The following is a 17,904-nucleotide window of genomic DNA, read 5'->3' as shown; positions in this document are numbered from 1 at the left end:
CATGACAGATGTCATGGGTGGGCCGGCGGCCGTGCGGCCCCCGGGTGCGCGGGAGCCCCCGCGCCACGAGGGACACGGGGGCTCACACGGGGAAGGACAGCCCGGCTCAGCTCAGCGGGATGACCCCGACCCGCTCGGCCGGCGTCTTGCCGCGCAGCGCCTTGTTGAGGGCGTTGGCGATGTCCTGCGGCATGACCGGCTTCTTCTCGCCGCTGCCGCGCTGGATGAGCACGCCGTTGAAGGTGGTGCCGGAGAGCTCCTTGATCGCTTCCAGGTCGTAGTTCTCCACGAGCTGGCCGTTGACCTCCTTGACGGAGAGGATCTTCGGCAGGGAGAGGGCGGGACCGAACTGGATCTTGTGCGCCGGGTCGGTCTGCACCGTCACCCGGTCGGACATGGCGGGCTCCGCGAACTCCTTCATCTTCCGGTCGACCTCCGCCTTGGAGATCTTCGGCTGCTGGGAGGAGGTCGCCAGCGTGACGGCCTTGTCCTGGCCGGTGGCCGCGCGGTCGCGGTAGGCCTTGGAGATCGTCTTGACCGAGCCGTCGACGTCGATGCCCTCGTACGGCTGCCCGTACACGGCCACGGCCTTGCCCGGCTGGAACTTGATCGTCCCCTCCTTGGCCCCGCCGCTCTCGCCGGACAGCGTCTTGAGGGCGGCGGCCACCTTCTCCTCGTCCACGGTCACGGTCGGCTCGGCCGTCCGCGTGCCGCCGACGAGCGAGCCGAGGACGGTGACGGGGTTGTAGTCCTTCACCGCCGCCGCGCGCACCGTGGCCTGGGTGTCGATGGACAGGCCCGCCACGGACGGCTTGAGGTCGGCCGTCTTGCCGCCGATGGAGACCTTCAGCGGGGCGGTCGCCCGGTTGCCGAGGGCGGAGTCGAGCTTCTGGACGGCCGCTTCCTTGGACTTGCCGCCGATGTCGACGCCGAGCACGGTGGTGCCGTTGGGCACGTCCGCGTGGTCGAGCAGCAGCCCGGCCGCGTACGCGACACCGACCAGGGCGACGAGGCCGCCGCCCAGGAGCACCAGCTTGTTGCGGCCCTTCTTCTTGGGGGCGCTCTTCGCGGCCTTGGCACCCTTCGCAGGGGCCTTGGGAGCCGTGGCCGCCGCCGGAGGCTTGGGGACCGCAGGAGGCTTGGGAACCGCCGGGCCCGGCTTCGGCTTGGGCACGGGCACGCGCGGCGCGCCGCCGTCCGCTCCCGCCTTGGGGACCTGGCCGGCGGCCGACGGCACCGGCGGTACGCCGCTGACCAGCCGCTCGCCGGGCGCCTGCGGGGAGCCGGCGGGCGCGGGCGCCTTGGCGCCGCGCTTCTTCTTGCCCTTGGCGCCGGGCTGGCCGCCGCCCTGGGGCTGGCCACCGCTCTGGACGACGGGGGTGCCCTCGCGCGGAGTGTCCGTACGGCCGGGCGCGAAGGCCGCGCCGCCGGCGGGCATGCCGCCGATGGTGGGCGGCGGGAACTGCTGGGCGGCCGCGGCACGGGCGTTCGCCTGCGCCGAGTCGCCGCCCGGAGCAGCGGCACCACCTGCGGCGGGGGCACCGCCGGGCCAGTCGTCGCCGCCGCGGCGGCGCTTGGTGGGGGCGGGCGCGGGCGCGGGGGCGTCGCCGGGCCACGGCGCGCCACCGGGAGCGGACGCGCCGGCCGCCTGGCCGCCGCCCGCGGACGGGGTGACCGGCCAGTCGTCGACGGGCGCCGCGGCGCCGCCCGGGACGGGCGGCTGCGGCATCGAAGCCGTCGTCGAGGGGTCGTTCGGCCACGGGGTGGCAGCGGTGGTGGAGGGGTCGTTGGGCCAGGGCGTGGCGCCCGTGGTCGACGGGTCGCCGGGCAGCGGGGGCTGCGGCATGGCGCCCGTGGTCGACGGGTCGTTCGGCCAGGCGTTGCCCGGCGTACCGGAGGCGCCCGGCCAGTCGTCGACGCCGGCCGCCGGGGCGCCACCCGGAACAGGGGCACCACCGTTCATGGGCGCGCCGCCCTGCATGGCGCCGGCGCCCGGGAGGGGCGGCTGCGGCATCGCGGCGGTCGTCGAGGGGTCGTTCGGCCACGGGGCGCCACCACCGGCGGGGGCGCCGCCGGAGACGGGCGGAGCGGGCGGCTGCGGCAGCTGGTCGGCCCGGGGCGCGTCCTGCCAGACGCCGCCGCCCGCACCGGCGTTGCCGCCCGTGCCGGCACCGGCGGCCATGCCCGCGCCACCGCCCGCGGGCGGGTTCTGGCCACCGCCACGGCGCGGCAGCGGCGGCTGCTTGGCGCCACCGGCCGGGGCCTGCTGACGACGTGCGGCGGCTGCCGGCGGCGGCGCACCGCCGCCCTTGCGGGGCGCGAACCAGTCGCTGGCTCCCGCGCCCGCGTCGGAGGCGGCGGCCGCCGCGGCGGCCGCGGTGGGCGCGTTCTTGGGGCGCTTGGGCCGCGTGGGCAGGCCCTCCTTGCGCTCGCCCGCGGGCGCCGGGGCCGGCGCGTCCGCGGGAGCCGCCTCGGCGGCCGGGGCCTCGTCGCCCAGGGGCGTACGCATGACGACCGGCGGAATCGGGCGCGAGCCGGGGATGTTGATGCGGATCCGCGTCGTCAGCGTGGTTTCGGTCTTCGGCTCACCGGGCCTGGCGGCAGCGGCCGCGGCCGGATCCGCGTCGGGACCGGTCCCGTACGGCGGGGTGCCCGACGGGTAGGCGGCGCCACCGCGCCCCTGGGGCCCGGAGGACGAACTGTCAGATGCACGGCTCAAAGCAGGTTCTCCCGGATACTCTTTGCCGCCCTCGTTGACCTCGCTTTGGGTCGCCCATCGCCGGAGGCCAGGGGAGGCTCGGCGGCGCGCACAACCATACTGGCCACCACGGGCTCGTCATGGACGACCGCTGGTTCGGTCCCCCGGCCGGTCGGGTGCCGGACGGGTAAAAATCCCCACGTCACTTGCCAAGTCGGGCCGGAGGCCGTTCCGGTTGCGGCGATTTCGCGACCGTGGCGCACATCACAGCGACGATCATCCCGCCCAGCAGGAAGACGTACGAACCCAGTCCGGCGCCGAAGACGAAGTCGCCCTCCGGCCGGTTGGCGGCCAGGAACAGCACCGCGACCAGCCACCCGGCGCCCGGCACGGCGCCGCCGGCCCTGCTGCGCATCGCCGTCGCGCCGCCGTAGCACAGCCCGGCCACGCCGAGCAGGGCCAGCAGCAACCCGGCGGGGAACCAACCCCCTTGCACCAGCGCCCCGCCCGCCCCGACCAGCAGGCCGAGCAGCGCCAGCCCCAGATAGGCGAACAGGCGTTTGGCGCCGGGGAGTCTCATCAGGCCGTCGTTCACGCGTCCACTCCGGCGAAGAGGTCGTCCTCGCGCCCGGCCGCGCCTGCCCGGCCCTTGACGAGCTTGTAGTACTCGGTGGGGAAGAGCGGCTGCCCCAGGTCGTTGGAGAGCGCGAAGAAGGGGCCGTCCACGGCGATCTGCGTGGCGTGGGCACGCATCGCGGCCGCCTTGCGCGGCGCGTGGGCGGCGGTGTCGACCGCGGCCGTCACCTCGTCGTCGGGCACCACGCCGGGGACGTCCTCGGGCGAGGCGATGCCGGGGAAGAGCTCCTTGTCGCGGCCCGCCGCGCGCAGCCGGGCGAAGCCCGCCTCCACAACGGACATCGGCACACAATTCCAGTAGATTTTCGCGATGTCGTACGGATCGCCCAAGTCCCGGCGGAACGCCGGTTCGGCGGCGAGTTCCGCCGCGCGCGTCGCGACACGGTGCGCCTTGATGTGGTCGGGATGGCCGTAACCGCCGTCGGGGTCATAGGTGACGAGCACCTGCGGGCGCACCTCGCGGATCACCTCTACGAGCGACGCGGCCGCCTCGTCGAGGTCCGCCTGCCAGAAGGAGGCGGGGTCGGCGTTCTGCGGGGCGCCCATCATGCCGGAGTCGCGGTACCGCCCGGGGCCGCCGAGGAAGCGGTGGTCGGTGACGCCCAGCTCCTTCATCGCGGCGGCGAGTTCGCCCATGCGATGGGCGCCCAGGGTGTTGTCCCGGTCCGCGGCGAGATGCGCCAGTCCGGGCGGGATCACCTCGCCCTCCTCGCCGAGCGTGCAGGTCACGAGCGTGACAAGGGCACCCTCGGCGGCGTACTTGGCCATGGTCGCGCCGTTGTTGATCGATTCGTCGTCCGGGTGCGCGTGCACCAGGAGCAGCCGGCGGCCGGGAAGGTCGGTCATGGCTCCAGCCTACGAGCCGCACCGGCCCGCCGGGGCGCCACCCGTCGGGCCGCACCCCGCACCCACCGCCCGTACGCCCCTCGCTCGCGCGCGGGCCGTCAGAACTTGATGTTGCTGATCATCCCCGTGACGCTGGTGGTCAGCTGGTTCAGCGTGGGGGCGATGGACGAGCTGGCGAGGTAGAAGCCCAGCAGCACGCAGATCGCGGCGTGGCCCGCCTTCAGCCCGGACTTCCGGACCAAAAGGAAGACGATGATCGCCAGCAGCACCACCGCCGAAATCGAAAGTGCCACAGCGGCTCACCTCCAGGTACGCGCGGTCGGACGGACGGCATACGAATGCCCGGGTGGCATACGACGCCAGGGGAGTCATATCCACTATGCGCGAGCGATCATAACTTTCCGTGCGTGCGCATGACTCGGTGCACGGGAGCAAACACGGGGCGCACGGCGAGTTCTCGCCGTCTTGGGTGAACCCGGTGATAGGGCCTCTAGGCTCCCAGGCATGACCGGACAGCTCTCGTTTCCCCGTCAGCACGCCCGTACCCAACGTTTCTCGCTCGGCGCGCCGCGCGCGTTCAGCGTGTCGCCGGACGGCTCGCGTGTCGTCTTCCTGCGCTCCCGTTCGGGCACCGATCGGGCGAACGTGCTGTGGGTGCTGGACCTCGACGAGGGCAGGGAGTACCCGGCCGCCGACCCCAAAGCCCTGCTGGGCGGGGCCGAGGAGGAGTTGTCGGCCGAGGAGCGGGCGCGCCGCGAGCGCAGCCGCGAGGGCTCGGCGGGCGTCGTGGGATACGCGGTGGACGGCGCCGTGGAGTTGGCGGCGTTCGCGCTGTCGGGGCGGTTGTACGTCGCCGAGCTGCGCGGCGGCACGGCCCGCGAGCTCGAGGCGCCCGGGCCGGTGGCCGACCCGCGGCCGTCGCCGGACGGCCGCCATGTGGCCTACGTCGCCGGCGGCGCCCTGCGTGTCGCGGCCGCCGACGGCACCGGCGACCGGGCCCTGGCCGGGCCGGAGGGCGCCGGAACGACCTGGGGCCTGGCGGAGTTCATCGCCGCCGAGGAGATGGACCGCTCGCGCGGCTTCTGGTGGTCGCCCGGCAGCGACGCGCTGCTGGCCGCCCGGGTGGACGACGCGCCCGTGCGGCGCTGGTGGATCGCCGACCCGGCCAACCCCGCGAGCGCGCCCGCCGAGGTGGCCTACCCGGCGGCCGGCACGCCCAACGCCGAGGTGTCCCTCGCGCTGCTGGGCCTGGACGGCACACGCACGGACATCGTGTGGGACCGGGAGCGCCACCCCTACCTCGCCCGGGTCCACTGGTCCGCCGGCGGCCCGCCGCTGCTGCTCGTCCAGACCCGCGACCAGCGCCACCAGGCGTACCTGGCGGTGGACACCGGGACGGGCGCGACGCGTGTACTGCACACGGACGAGGATCCGAAGTGGCTGGAACTTTTCGCAGGAGTGCCCGCCTGGACCCCCGACGGCAGGCTCGTCCGGATCGCCGACGAGGCCGGCGTCCGTGTGCTGGCCGTCGGCGAGCGGACGCTGACCGACGCCCGGCTGCACGTACGGGCCGTGCTGAACGTCGGCCCGGAGGACGTGCTGATCACCGCGTCGGCCGGCCCGGAGGCCGGTGAGCCCGAGACCGGCGAGGCGCACGTCTACCGCGTCAACGAGCGAGGGGCCGAGCGGGTTTCGCGCGAGCCGGGCTGGCACTCGGCCGTGCGTTCGGGTGCGGTCACCGTGCTGGCGTCGTCGGCCCTCGACCGCCCCGGCTCCACCGTACGGATCCTGCGCGACGGCGAGCAGGCCGTCACCGTCCTCTCGTACGCCGAGCGGCCCGTGCTGACCGCCCGGCCGCGGCTCGAGCGGGCGGGCGAACGCGGCATCCCCGCCGCCGTCCTGCTGCCCGCCACCTACCGGGAGGGCGACGGGCCACTGCCGGTCCTCATGGACCCCTACGGCGGCCCGCACGGGCAGCGCGTGGTGGCCGCCCACAACGCCCACCTGACCTCGCAGTGGTTCGCCGACCAGGGCTTCGCCGTGGTCGTCGCCGACGGCCGGGGCACCCCGCACACCTCCCCCACGTGGGAGAAGGCGATCCACGAGGACTTCGCCGACGCCACCCTCGAGGACCAGGCCGAGGCGCTGCGCGCGCTGGCCGGCCGCTACCCGCTCGACCTCGGCCGGGTGGGCATCCGCGGCTGGTCCTACGGCGGCTACCTCGCGGCCCTGGCCGTACTGCGCCGCCCCGACGTCTTCCACGCGGCCGTCGCGGGCGCCCCCGTCACCGACTGGCGGCTGTACGACACCCACTACACCGAGCGCTATCTGGGGGTGCCCCAGGAGCGTCCGGAGGTGTACGCCCGTAACTCCCTCGTCACCGACGACGGTCTGTCGTCGCCGGCGGACCAAACCCGTCCGCTGATGATCGTCCACGGCCTCGCGGACGACAACGTGGTCGCCGCCCACACCCTGCGCCTGTCCTCGGCGCTGCTCGCCGCGGGCCGCCCGCACGAGGTGCTGCCGCTGTCCGGGGTGACCCACATGACCCCGCAGGAGCAGGTCGCCGAGAATCTGCTGCTGCTTCAGGTGGACTTCCTCAAGCGCTCCTTGGGCGTCGTCTGAGCCCGTGAGGGTGGTCTCGGGGCGGCGTGCCCGACCTCGCTGTCAAGCACGCCGTCACCTCGATCCGCACAACCTTCGCCCAAGAAGCGGGGAAAGGCCGCGCCGTCCACCGCAGCCCCCTTGACTGCACTGTTCATCCATTGCGAAAGTCCGCTCAACCCAACCGCGTTCGCCATATCCGCGCAGGGCCGACGAGACGACAGTGCGGGGGATCCACGCGATGCCGATTCCTTCCCAGACCCAGCCCCGTGAGCTCGTGGGCCGGTCGCCCGGACAGCTGATGTGGCGGCGCTTCAAGCGCGACCGTTCGGGGGTCGTCTCGGCGTACGTCGTCGCCTTCTTCTTCGTCGTCGCGCTCGCCGCGCCGCTGATCTCGGCGGTCTACGGCAAGAGCCCCACCGCCACCTACGGGCTGGACGAGGCGGGTCTGCTCAACGAGTTCGGCTATCCGGTCGCGCCCAACGGCGGCGTCTCCGGCCGCTTCTGGTTCGGCCTCGAGCCGACGATGGGCCGGGACGTCCTGACCCAGCTCGTCTACGGCATCCGGACCTCCCTGCTGATCGCCGCGGCCGCCACGGTGCTGTGCGTGCTGACGGGCGTCCTCGTCGGGGTGACGGCCGGCTATCTGGGCGGGAGGACCGACTATCTCCTCGGGCGGTTCATCGACCTGCTGCTGGCCTTTCCCGCGCAGCTGTCGTTCATCGCCTTCACCCCGATCGTCTACTCCCTCTTCGTCAGCCCCGAGAAGGAGACCCCGACCTCGCTGCGCGTGCTCACCCTGATCCTGGTGCTGTGGGCGCTGGGCTGGATGGGGCTGGCCCGGCTGCTGCGCGGGCAGGTGCTGAGCCTGCGGGAGCGGGAGTTCGTGGAGGCGGCCAAGGTGACCGGCGCCTCCCCCTGGCGGATCATCACCAAGGAGCTGCTGCCCAACCTCTGGACGCCGATCCTGGTCCAGTCGACCCTGATGCTGCCCACGCTGGTGACGACGGAGGCGGGGCTGTCCTTCATCGGCGTGGGGATCCTGGAGCCCACCCCGGACTGGGGCCGGATGTTCGCCGCCGGCGCCGGGTACTACGAGAGCGACATCACCTACATCTTCTTCCCCGGGCTCGCGATGATCATTTTCGTGGTCGCGTTCAACCTGCTCGGGGACTCGGTCCGGGACGCGTTCGACCCCAGGACCGGACGGTGACGCCGGTGAAGCCGGCGCAGGCCCCGAAGACCCCTACGACTGCCCGCTGACGACCGACAGGCAGGTGCATCGACCATGACCCCCACGTCGAGGTTCCGCAAGGACAGAGCCCGTCTCACCGCCGTCGCCCTGACGGCGGGAGCGCTCGCGCTCTCCGCGTGCAGCGGCGGGGGAGGTGGCGGCGGGGGCGGCGGCAAGAGCCAGGGGCCGGGCGAGGACAAGACGACGTCCGCGAACTACTCCATCGGCACCAAGGCCGACTCCGCCGGCCCCGCCCCCGAGGTCCCGGGCGCGAAGAAGGGCGGCACGGTCGGCGTCCTGCAGCGCGACGCCTTCAACCACCTGGACCCGGGGCAGATCTACTACATCGACGTCCTGACCAATCAGCTCCTCTACAACCGCACCCTGACCGCGTACAAGTTCGACGACAAGGGCAGGGGCAAGGTCGTCGGCGACCTGGCCACCGACGCCGGAACGGCCTCCGACGGCGGGAAGACCTGGACGTTCACGCTCAAGGACGGGCTGAAGTTCGAGGACGGCTCGCCGATCACCTCCCGGGACGTCCGGTGGGGCATCGAGCGGCTCTACGCCTCGTACCAGTCCGACGGCCCGCTCTACATCCCGCAGTGGCTCTCCGGCGACGGCAACGACTTCCGCAAGGCGCTGCCGGACGGCCCGTACGACGGCAAGCACCTGCCCTCGTCCGTGCTGGACACCCCGGACGACAAGACGATCGTCTTCCACTTCCGGCAGCCGCACGCCGACGCCCCCTTCGCCACCGCCATGCCCAACGTCGCGCCGGTCAAGGCCGAGAAGGACACCAAGCAGAAGTACGACAACGCCCCCTTCTCCTCCGGCCCGTACAAGGTCGGCGACTACAAGGTCGGCAAGTCCCTCACCCTCGTGCGCAACGAGCACTGGGACCCGAGGACGGACCCCGTCCGGCATCAGTACGCGGACAGGTTCGACATCAGCTTCGGCCACCAGTACGCCGACTCCACCCGCCGCTTCCTCGCCGACCAGGGCTCCGACAAGACCACCCTGTCGTTCAGCAACGCCGTCGCCCCCGAGATGACCGAGAAGGTCCTGAACCAGCCCGACACCAAGGGGCGCCGGCTGCTCGAGGTGCAGCCCTACGTCGACTACATCAGCTTCAACACCGACCGCCTCAAGGACGTCAGGGTCCGCAAGGCCCTCGCCTACGCCATCCCCAACGGACAGATCCTGCAGCAGAACGGCGGGGCGACCGCCGGCGTGATCGCCACCAACTTCCTCTCCCCCGCCATGGACGGCTACCGGCCCAGTGACCCGTTCGACAAGAAGGCCAAGCCCGCCGGCGACCCCGAGAAGGCCAAGGCACTGCTGAAGGAGGCCGGAAAGCTCGGCCAGGAGATCGTCTACGCCTACGCCAACACCGACGTCCAGCAGAAGGTCTCGGTCGTGGTGGCCCAGGCCCTGGAGCGGGCGGGCTTCACGGTCCAGAAGAAGGAGGTCGACTCCAACACCTGGCGGACGGCGATCGCGGACGTCAAGAACAAGTTCGACATCTACCGCACCTCCTGGGGCGCGGACTGGCCGGTCTCCTCGACCGTCGTCCCGCCGCTCTACGACGGCCGGCAGATCGCCGACGGCGCCCAGAACTACGGGCACCTCAACAACGCCCGGGTCAACGCGGACATCGACCGCATCAACGCCATCCCCGACGTCAAACAGGCCGCCCCCGAGTGGCAGAAGCTCGCCGACCGCGTCCTGACCGACGACGTGCCGGGCGTGCCCGTCTTCTACAACCGGCAGTTCTCGCTGTGGGGCTCGGGCCTCGGCGGGGTCAAGTACCACCCGGTCTACGGCAGCGTGGACCCGACCGGCGTGTTCGTGAAGTAGCACCTGGCCACGGAAGAGCCATGCTGAGATTCCTCGCCCGCCGCACCCTCGGCGCCCTCGTCATCATCCTGCTGATCAGCGCGATCACGTTCTTCCTCTTCTTCGCGCTGCCCTCCGAGCCCGCGCTGATGTCCTGCGGCAAGAACTGCACGGCGGACTCCCTCGCGGTCATCAACAAGAACCTGGGCCTCGACCGGCCCGTACCCGTGCAGTACTGGCACTACATGGCGGGCATCTTCACCGGCCGCGAGTTCTCCGCGGGCCACTGCCCGGCGCCCTGCTTCGGCTACTCCTTCGCCAACCAGCAGCCGGTGTGGGACACCATCGTCGACCGCTTCCCGACGACGCTGTCCATCGCCCTGGGCGGGGCGGTGGTGTTCCTCGTCGTCGGGGTCGGCGTCGGCATGCTCGCCGCCGCCTTCCGGGGCACCTGGATCGACAAGCTCTTCAGCTCGCTCTCGCTGCTGGGCAACGCCCTGCAGATCTACTTCGTCGGCGTCCTCGCCCTGGCCGTCCTCGTCAGCGGGCTGCACTGGATGGACAACCCCGCCTACCACCCGATCACCGAGAACCCGGTGAAGTGGTTCACCGGCATGCTCATCCCCTGGCTGGTGCTCTCCGTCATCTTCATCGCGAGCTACAGCCGCATGACCCGCTCCCTGATGATCGAGCAGCTCTCCGAGGACCATGTGCGCACCGCGCGGGCCAAGGGGCTCGGGCGGTCCGCGGTCTTCTTCCGCTACGCCTGGCGGGGCGCGCTGGCGCCCATCGTGACCATCTTCGGCATCGACCTCGGCTCGCTCTTCAGCGGGGCGATCATCACCGAGTTCACCTTCAGCCTGCACGGGCTGGGGCGGCTGGCCGTCTCCTCGGTGACGGGGACGGACCTCCCGATGCTGATGGCCGTGATGCTCGTCGGCTGCACGGCGATCGTCCTCGCCAACATCGTCGTCGACGCCGCGTACGCCCTCATCGACCCGCGCGTACGGCTCGCCTGAACGTCAGGAGACGACGACAGTGACAGCTTTCCTCTCCGTACGGGACCTGTCCGTGCGCTTCGCCACCGAGGACGGCGTCGTACGGGCCGTCGACGGCCTCTCCTTCGACGTCGAGCGCGGGCGGACGCTGGGCATCGTCGGCGAGTCCGGCTCCGGCAAGTCCGTCACCAACCTCAGCGTGCTCGGGCTGCACGACCCGCGTACGACGGAGATCGAGGGCCGCATCCTCCTCGACGGCCAGGACCTGACCACGGCCCCCGAGTCCGTGCTCGAGAAGCTGCGCGGCAACCGCATGGCGATGATCTTCCAGGACTCCCTCACCGCGCTCTCGCCGTATTACACCGTCGGCCGCCAGATCGCCGAGCCCTTCCGCAAGCACACCGGCGCCTCGCGGCGCGAGGCCCGGCTGCGGGCGATCGAGATGCTGCGGAAGGTCGGCATCCCCAACCCGGCGCTGCGCGTGGACGACTACCCGCACCAGTTCTCCGGCGGCATGCGCCAGCGCGCGATGATCGCGATGGCGCTGGTCTGCGACCCCGAGCTGCTGATCGCCGACGAGCCGACGACCGCGCTGGACGTCACCGTGCAGGCCCAGATCCTCGACCTGCTCAAGGACCTCCAGCAGCAGACGGGTTCGGCGATCGTGCTGATCACCCACGACCTGGGGGTCGTGGCCGGCACCGCCGACGACGTCCTGGTGATGTACGCCGGCCGGGCCGTCGAACGCGGCACCGCCCGGGAGGTCCTGCGCTCCCCCCGGCACCCCTACACCTGGGGCCTGCTGGGCTCGATGCCCCGCCTGACCTCGCCCGTCGACGAGCCGCTCACCCCGATCCCGGGCAGCCCGCCGAGCCTGCTGGACCCGCCGCCGGGGTGCCCGTTCCACCCGCGCTGCGCGTATACCGACCGGGTCGGGGGCGACCGGTGCCGCACCGAGCGACCGGAGCCGCCGGAGGGCCGGGGAGCGGCCTGCCATCTGCCGGACGGGGCCGGGAAGGGACGTACCCGATGAACGACATCCTCGTGGCCGAGGGCCTGACCAAGCACTTCCCCGTCATGGGCGGCTTCCCCGTCAAGCGGAGGGTCGGCGCCGTACGGGCCGTGGACGGCCTCGACCTGACCGTACGGGCGGGCGAGGCCTTCGGCCTGGTCGGCGAGTCCGGCTGCGGCAAGTCCACGACGGGCCGGCTGCTGACCCGCCTGCTGGAACCGACCGCCGGGCGCGTCCTCTACCAGGGCGAGGACATCACCCACGCGGGCCGCAAGCGGCTCGCCCCCATCCGCTCCCAGATCCAGATGATCTTCCAGGACCCGTACTCGTCCCTGAACCCCCGGCACACCGTCGGCACGATCATCTCCGGCCCCATGGAGATCAACGGCATCACCCCGCCCGGCGGCCGCGAGGCCCGCGTCCGCGAGCTCCTCGAGACCGTCGGCCTCAGCCCCGAGCACTACAACCGCTTCCCGCACGAGTTCTCCGGCGGCCAGCGCCAGCGCATCGGCGTGGCCCGCGCCCTGGCCCTGGAACCCAAGGTCATCGTGGCCGACGAGCCGGTCTCCGCCCTGGACGTCTCCATCCAGGCCCAGGTCGTCAACCTCCTGCAACGCCTCCAGCGCGAGCTGGGCATCGCCTTCCTCTTCATCGCCCACGACCTGGCGGTGGTCCGGCACTTCTCCCAGCGGGTGGCGGTGATGTACCTCGGCAGGATCGTGGAGGTGGGCACCCGCGAGGACATCTACGACCACCCCCGCCACCCCTACACCCACGCCCTCCTCTCAGCCGTCCCCGAACCGGCCGACGCCGCCACCACCCCCCGCGAACGCATCCGCCTCACCGGCGACGTCCCCTCCCCCGTCAACCCCCCGACCGGCTGCCGCTTCCGCACCCGCTGCTGGAAGGCGCGGGACCGCTGCGCGACGGAGGAACCCCCGCTGGTACGGGCGGAAGGCAGCGACGAGGGGCACCTGTCGGCGTGCCACTTCCCGGAGGGTGCGGCCTGAGGGGCTCCGGGGGCGGCCGGCTCAGCCACTCTCGACCTCGCGGTGTGCGGCGCGGACGATCTCCCCTGCCTCACGGATCGCCCGCCGGACATCACTCGCGCATATGGGCGGTTTCTTCGGCTCATACGTGCTGGAACGCGGTCTCATAACGCTTCATAGGGTGTTATTTGGGCCTAGGCAGGTCCAGGCGCCGAGGAGGGCACCCCATGCGTGGAGGCACGCGCACGCGCGCCCGCACCCGATCGCGGGTCAGGGCCGGCCTGGCCGTCGGGGGCGTGCTGCTGGCCGCCGCCGGCTGCGGTGGAGGGGGTTCGGCCACCGGAAGCGGCACCGTGCGGTCCTCCTGGGGGGACCCGCAGAGCCCGCTCGAGCCCGCCAACACCAACGAGGTGCAGGGCGGCAAGGTCCTCGCCATGATCTTCCGGGGGCTCAAGCACTACGACCCGAAGACCGGCGAGGCCCGGAACATGCTCGCGGAGAAGATCGAGAGCCCCGATCAGCAGAACTTCACCATCACCGTCAAGGACGGCTGGACGTTCAGCAACGGCGAGGAGGTGACCGCGAAGTCGTTCGTCGACGCCTGGAACTACGCCGCGCTGAGCGACAACAAGCAGAAGAACGCCCCCTTCTTCCAGGACATCGACGGCTACGGCAAGGTCCACCCCACGAGCGGCTCCCCCACCGCCAAGACCCTCTCCGGACTGGTCGTGAAGGACGAGAACACCTTCACCGTCAAGCTGCGCACCAAGTTCTCCACCTGGCCGGACACCCTCGGCTACGCCGCGTTCGCGCCGCTGCCGAGGGCGTTCTTCGACGACCACGCGGCCTGGCTGAAGCGGCCGGTCGGCAACGGTCCGTACCTGGTCGACTCGTACACCAAGGGCTCGCAGATGCTGCTGTCGAAGTGGAACGACTACCCGGGCGAGGACAAGGCGCGCAACAGCGGCGTCGAGCTGCGGGTCTACACCGACAACAACACCGCCTACACCGACCTGCAGGCCGGGAACCTCGACCTCGTCGACGACATTCCCAGCGCCCAGCTGAAGAACGTCAAGGCCGACCTCGGTGACCGCTACATCAACCAGCCCGCCGGGATCATCCAGACCGTCGTCTTCCCCATGTACGACGCGACCTGGTCCAAGGCCGGGATGGAGAAGGTCCGGCGGGGGCTGTCCATGGCCATCAACCGCGACCAGATCACCGAACAGATCTACCGCAGGACCCGCACCCCGGCCACCGACTGGACGTCCCCGGTGCTCGGCGAGAAGGGCGGCTACAAGGCCGGGCTGTGCGGCGCCGTCTGCACGTACGACCCGGGCGAGGCCAAGCGGCTGATCCAGGAGGGCGGCGGGCTGCCCGGCGGCAGGGTCACCATCACCTCGAACGTCGACACCGGATCGCACCGGGTGTGGATGGACGCCGTCTGCAACAGCATCAACAACGCGCTGGGCGACGACAAGGCGTGCACGGTCAACCCGGTCGGCACCTTCGCCGACTTCCGCAACCAGGTCACCGAGCAGCGCATGACCAGCATGTTCCGCTCCGGCTGGCAGATGGACTACCCGCTGGTGCAGAACTTCCTGCAGCCGCTCTACTACACCGGCGCCTCGTCGAACTTCGGGAAGTTCAGCGACGCGCAGTTCGACAAGCTCGTCGACGAGGCCAACGCCGAGTCGGACACGGCGAAGGCGGTCGCCACGTTCCAGGAGGCGGAGAAGATCCTCGCCGAGCAGATGCCGGCCATCCCGCTCTGGTACCAGAACGGCAGCGCCGGCTACTCCGAGAACATCGCGGACGTCGAGCTCAACCCCTTCAGCGTCCCCGTCTACGAACGGATCACCGTCAAGTAGGACCCGTCAGGTACGCGCGTACGCACCGGAAAGGCCCTGGTCGTCATGGGACGGTATGTGATCCGGCGACTGCTCCAGATGATCCCCGTGTTCATCGGCAGCACGTTCCTGATCTTCTTCATGGTCTACGCCCTGGGCGACCCGGTCGCCGCCCTCTTCGGCGACAAGGCCCCCGACCCGGCGACCGCCGCGCGCATCCGCCAGGAGCTCTACCTCGACGCGCCGCTGTGGAAGCAGTACCTGCACTACATGGCGCAGATCCTCACCGGGAACTTCGGCACCGCCTTCAACGGCCAGGACGTCCTCGAGCTGATGGCCGACGCCTTCCCGGTGACGCTGCGCCTGACGATCGTGGCGATCCTGTTCGAGATCGTCATCGGCATCACCCTCGGCCTCCTCAGCGGACTGCGCCGCGGCCGCTCGGTGGACACCTCCGTCCTGCTGGCCACCCTGGTCGTCGTCTCCATCCCGACCTTCGTCAGCGGCTATGTGCTGCAGTACCTCTTCGGGGTGAAGTGGGCGGTGGTCTCCCCGTCCGTGTCCCCCGCCGCGCCCTTCGACCAGCTGCTGCTGCCGGGCGCGGTGCTGGCCCTGACCTCGCTGGCCTACGTCACCCGGCTGACCCGTACGTCCATCGCCGAGAACTCCCGCGCCGACTACCTCCGCACCGCCGTCGCCAAGGGCCTGCCCCGGCACCGCGTCGTCACCCGGCACCTGCTGCGCAACTCCCTCATCCCGGTCGTCACCTTCATCGGCACCGACATCGGGGCGCTGATGGGCGGGGCCATCGTCACCGAGCGGATCTTCAACATCCACGGCGTCGGCTACCAGCTCTACCAGGGCATCCTGCGGCAGAACTCGCCGACCGTCGTCGGCTTCGTGACCGTCCTGGTCATCGTCTTCCTGGTGGCGAACCTGATCGTCGACCTCCTCTACGCCGTGCTCGACCCGAGGATCCGCTATGCCTGAGCCCGACCCCCTCGAGAAGGAAACGATCACAGCGGCGGGCGGCGGGGCGATGACCCTGGCCACCAGCGACGCCGAGACGCTCGAGGGCGGCCCGATCCCCGGCGGGACGCAGAGCGGCAAGGCCCGCAGCCTGTGGTCCGACGCCTGGCACGACCTGTTGCGCAGCCCCGTCTTCGTGCTCTCCGCGCTCGTCATCGTCTTCCTGGTCGTCATCGCGATCCGGCCCTCCCTGATCGCGAGCGGCAACCCGCTCTCGTGCGACCTCGCCAAGGCCCAGGAGGGCTCCCAGCCCGGCCACCCCTTCGGCTACGACACCCAGGGCTGCGACGTCTACACCCGCGTGGTCTACGGGGCCCGGGCCTCGATCACCGTCGGCGTCTGCGCCACGGCCGGGGCCGCGCTGCTGGGCGGCGTGCTGGGCGGGCTCGCGGGCTTCTTCGGCGGCTGGTGGGACGCGCTGCTCTCCCGGCTGGCCGACGTCTTCTTCGGCATCCCGATCATCCTGGGCGGGCTGGTGTTCCTGTCGATGGTCACCAGCGGATCGGTGCGGCCGGTGGTCGGCTTCATCGTGCTGCTGGGCTGGCCGCAGATCTCCCGCATCGCCCGCGGCTCGGTCGTCGGCGCCAAGCAGCACGACTACGTGCAGGCGGCCCGGGCGCTCGGTGCCGGCGGCACCCGGCTGCTGCTGCGGCACATCGGCCCCAACGCCGTGGCCCCGGTGATCGTCGTGGCGACCATCGCCCTCGGTACGTACATCGCGCTGGAGGCGACCCTGTCGTTCCTGGGCGTCGGGCTCAAGCCGCCCACGGTGTCCTGGGGGATCGACATCTCCAACGCCTCGAACCAGATCCGCAACGCCCCGCACATGCTGCTGTGGCCGGCGGGCGCGCTGAGTCTCACAGTGCTCGCGTTCATCATGCTCGGCGACGCGGTGCGCGACGCCCTCGACCCCAAGCTGCGCTGAGGAGCCCGACAGATGGAGCAGCCGGCGACGCTTCTGGACGTCCGCGACCTGCACGTCGAATTCCGCACCCGGGACGGGGTGGCCAAGGCCGTCAACGGCGTCAGCTACTCCGTCAGCGCTGGCGAGACCCTCGCCGTGCTGGGCGAGTCGGGCTCCGGCAAGTCCGTGACGGCGCAGGCCGTGATGGGCATCCTCGACTCGCCGCCCGGCTTCGTCACCGGCGGCGAGGTGCTCTTCCGGGGCAGGAACCTGCTCACCATGGGCGAGGAGCACCGGCGCCGGGTGCGCGGCGCGAAGCTCGCCATGATCTTCCAGGACGCGCTGTCGTCGCTGAACCCCGTGATGACGGTGGGAGCGCAGCTCGGCGAGATGTACGAGGTCCATCAGGGGATGACCCGCAAGGACGCCCGCGCGCGGGCCGTGCAGCTGATGGACCGGGTGCGCATCCCGGCGGCGAAGGAGAGGGTGCGGGACTATCCACACCAGTTCTCGGGTGGCATGCGGCAGCGCATCATGATCGCGATGGCGCTGGCGCTGGAGCCGGACCTGATCATCGCGGACGAGCCGACCACGGCCCTGGACGTGACCGTCCAGGCCCAGGTGATGGACCTGCTCGCGGAGCTCCAGCGCGAGTACAACATGGGCCTCGTCCTGATCACCCACGACCTGGGCGTGGTGGCCGACGTCGCCGACAAGATCGCGGTGATGTACGCGGGCCGGATCGTCGAGACCGCCCCCGTGCACGAGCTCTACAAGCGGCCCGCGCACCCCTACACCCGCGGCCTGCTCGACTCGATCCCGCGCCTGGACCACAAGGGCCAGGAGCTCTACGCCATCAAGGGCCTGCCACCCAGCCTCACCGCCATCCCGCCCGGCTGCCCCTTCAACCCCCGTTGCCCCAGGGCCCAGGACATCTGCCGTTCGGACCGGCCGCCGCTGTACGCCGTGGAGCCCGGCCGGGCCAGCGCCTGCCACTTCTGGAAGGAGACCCTCGATGAGAGCTGACGGCGAGGCGATCCTGGAGGTACGGGACCTGGTCAAGCACTATCCGCTGACCCGGGGCATCCTGATCAGGAAGCAGATCGGCGCCGTGCACGCCGTCGACGGCGTCTCCTTCGACCTCAGGCGCGGCGAGACCCTCGGCATCGTCGGGGAGTCCGGCTGCGGCAAGTCCACGGTCGCGAAGATGCTCGTCAGCCTCGAGCGCCCGACGTCCGGGCACATCCGCTACAAGGGCGAGGACG

General features: G+C 71.5%; 15 protein-coding genes. 11 read left to right on the top strand and 4 right to left on the bottom strand.

Annotated features, from left to right (window positions below):
• Window positions 1-106: 106 nt before the first annotated feature.
• The 4 genes from AB4K12_RS16430 to AB4K12_RS16415 form a co-directional block, all read right to left on the bottom strand.
• Window positions 107-2,719: a hypothetical protein gene (locus AB4K12_RS16430; RefSeq protein ID WP_368434910.1), complete on the bottom strand. Its 2,613-nt coding sequence runs from the start codon at window positions 2,717-2,719 to the stop codon at window positions 107-109.
• A 181-nt stretch (window positions 2,720-2,900) separates the two neighbouring features.
• The gene (locus tag AB4K12_RS16425) at window positions 2,901-3,278 is read right to left on the bottom strand and encodes a DUF6113 family protein (RefSeq protein WP_368435262.1); all 378 of its coding nucleotides are present in this window, start codon (window positions 3,276-3,278) and stop codon (window positions 2,901-2,903) included.
• Window positions 3,279-3,289: 11 nt separating this feature from the next.
• On the bottom strand, window positions 3,290-4,180 hold the full coding sequence (gene mshB / locus AB4K12_RS16420) for an N-acetyl-1-D-myo-inositol-2-amino-2-deoxy-alpha-D-glucopyranoside deacetylase (RefSeq protein WP_368434909.1): 891 nt from the start codon (window positions 4,178-4,180) through the stop codon (window positions 3,290-3,292).
• 98 nt (window positions 4,181-4,278) lie between these two features.
• Window positions 4,279-4,473, bottom strand: coding sequence for a hypothetical protein (locus AB4K12_RS16415; protein ID WP_086573151.1), 195 nt, complete (start codon window positions 4,471-4,473; stop codon window positions 4,279-4,281).
• Window positions 4,474-4,684: 211 nt separating this feature from the next.
• On the opposite strand from AB4K12_RS16415, the gene AB4K12_RS16410 reads away from it, so the two are divergent.
• The 11 genes from AB4K12_RS16410 to AB4K12_RS16360 form a co-directional block, all read left to right on the top strand.
• Complete coding sequence (locus AB4K12_RS16410) at window positions 4,685-6,805, top strand: alpha/beta fold hydrolase (protein ID WP_368434908.1); 2,121 nt, start codon at window positions 4,685-4,687, stop codon at window positions 6,803-6,805.
• A 220-nt stretch (window positions 6,806-7,025) separates the two neighbouring features.
• The gene (locus AB4K12_RS16405) at window positions 7,026-7,997 is read left to right on the top strand and encodes an ABC transporter permease (protein WP_368434907.1); all 972 of its coding nucleotides are present in this window, start codon (window positions 7,026-7,028) and stop codon (window positions 7,995-7,997) included.
• Between the two features lie 75 nt (window positions 7,998-8,072).
• Window positions 8,073-9,878: an ABC transporter substrate-binding protein gene (locus tag AB4K12_RS16400; protein WP_368434906.1), complete on the top strand. Its 1,806-nt coding sequence runs from the start codon at window positions 8,073-8,075 to the stop codon at window positions 9,876-9,878.
• Window positions 9,879-9,898: 20 nt separating this feature from the next.
• Complete coding sequence (locus tag AB4K12_RS16395; protein ID WP_368434905.1) at window positions 9,899-10,876, top strand: ABC transporter permease; 978 nt, start codon at window positions 9,899-9,901, stop codon at window positions 10,874-10,876.
• 19 nt (window positions 10,877-10,895) lie between these two features.
• Complete coding sequence (locus AB4K12_RS16390; protein ID WP_368434904.1) at window positions 10,896-11,888, top strand: ABC transporter ATP-binding protein; 993 nt, start codon at window positions 10,896-10,898, stop codon at window positions 11,886-11,888.
• Entirely contained in the window at window positions 11,885-12,877 is a 993-nt protein-coding gene (locus AB4K12_RS16385; protein ID WP_368434903.1) for an ABC transporter ATP-binding protein, read from the top strand. Before AB4K12_RS16390 ends, AB4K12_RS16385 begins: the two co-directional genes overlap by 4 nt.
• Window positions 12,878-13,083: 206 nt before the next feature.
• Window positions 13,084-14,727 carry an ABC transporter substrate-binding protein gene (locus tag AB4K12_RS16380; RefSeq protein WP_368434902.1) on the top strand — a complete coding sequence of 548 codons (1,644 nt, stop codon included), beginning with the start codon at window positions 13,084-13,086 and terminating at the stop codon, window positions 14,725-14,727.
• A gap of 45 nt (window positions 14,728-14,772) precedes the next feature.
• Complete coding sequence (locus AB4K12_RS16375; RefSeq protein WP_086572048.1) at window positions 14,773-15,696, top strand: ABC transporter permease; 924 nt, start codon at window positions 14,773-14,775, stop codon at window positions 15,694-15,696.
• Window positions 15,689-16,660 carry an ABC transporter permease gene (locus AB4K12_RS16370; RefSeq protein WP_368434901.1) on the top strand — a complete coding sequence of 324 codons (972 nt, stop codon included), beginning with the start codon at window positions 15,689-15,691 and terminating at the stop codon, window positions 16,658-16,660. The genes AB4K12_RS16375 and AB4K12_RS16370 overlap by 8 nt, the downstream gene beginning before the upstream one ends.
• 12 nt (window positions 16,661-16,672) lie before the next feature.
• Complete coding sequence (locus AB4K12_RS16365) at window positions 16,673-17,665, top strand: ABC transporter ATP-binding protein (RefSeq protein ID WP_368434900.1); 993 nt, start codon at window positions 16,673-16,675, stop codon at window positions 17,663-17,665.
• Window positions 17,655-17,904: ATP-binding cassette domain-containing protein (locus tag AB4K12_RS16360; RefSeq protein ID WP_368434898.1), on the top strand; the 250-nt coding region annotated here is incomplete at its 3' end. The genes AB4K12_RS16365 and AB4K12_RS16360, both read left to right, overlap by 11 nt.

Origin of the sequence: Streptomyces sp. C36, from assembly GCF_040932295.1 — a bacterium.
Classification (GTDB): Bacteria; Actinomycetota; Actinomycetes; order Streptomycetales; family Streptomycetaceae; genus Streptomyces; species Streptomyces triculaminicus.
The sequence above is the reverse complement of the archived record's forward strand: the minus strand, read 5'-3'. Positions and strand labels throughout refer to the sequence as shown.

What these genes read in the sequence shown, in the direction of transcription:
- AB4K12_RS16425 (WP_368435262.1), bottom strand. Translation starts at nt 3,278, where the DNA reads ATGAGACTCCCCGGCGCCAAACGCCTGTTCGCCTATCTGGGGCTGGCG.
- mshB (WP_368434909.1), bottom strand. Translation starts at nt 4,180, where the DNA reads ATGACCGACCTTCCCGGCCGCCGGCTGCTCCTGGTGCACGCGCACCCG.
- AB4K12_RS16410 (WP_368434908.1), top strand. Translation starts at nt 4,685, where the DNA reads ATGACCGGACAGCTCTCGTTTCCCCGTCAGCACGCCCGTACCCAACGT.
- AB4K12_RS16405 (WP_368434907.1), top strand. Translation starts at nt 7,026, where the DNA reads ATGCCGATTCCTTCCCAGACCCAGCCCCGTGAGCTCGTGGGCCGGTCG.
- AB4K12_RS16400 (WP_368434906.1), top strand. Translation starts at nt 8,073, where the DNA reads ATGACCCCCACGTCGAGGTTCCGCAAGGACAGAGCCCGTCTCACCGCC.
- AB4K12_RS16395 (WP_368434905.1), top strand. Translation starts at nt 9,899, where the DNA reads ATGCTGAGATTCCTCGCCCGCCGCACCCTCGGCGCCCTCGTCATCATC.
- AB4K12_RS16385 (WP_368434903.1), top strand. Translation starts at nt 11,885, where the DNA reads ATGAACGACATCCTCGTGGCCGAGGGCCTGACCAAGCACTTCCCCGTC.
- AB4K12_RS16380 (WP_368434902.1), top strand. Translation starts at nt 13,084, where the DNA reads ATGCGTGGAGGCACGCGCACGCGCGCCCGCACCCGATCGCGGGTCAGG.
- AB4K12_RS16375 (WP_086572048.1), top strand. Translation starts at nt 14,773, where the DNA reads ATGGGACGGTATGTGATCCGGCGACTGCTCCAGATGATCCCCGTGTTC.
- AB4K12_RS16370 (WP_368434901.1), top strand. Translation starts at nt 15,689, where the DNA reads ATGCCTGAGCCCGACCCCCTCGAGAAGGAAACGATCACAGCGGCGGGC.
- AB4K12_RS16365 (WP_368434900.1), top strand. Translation starts at nt 16,673, where the DNA reads ATGGAGCAGCCGGCGACGCTTCTGGACGTCCGCGACCTGCACGTCGAA.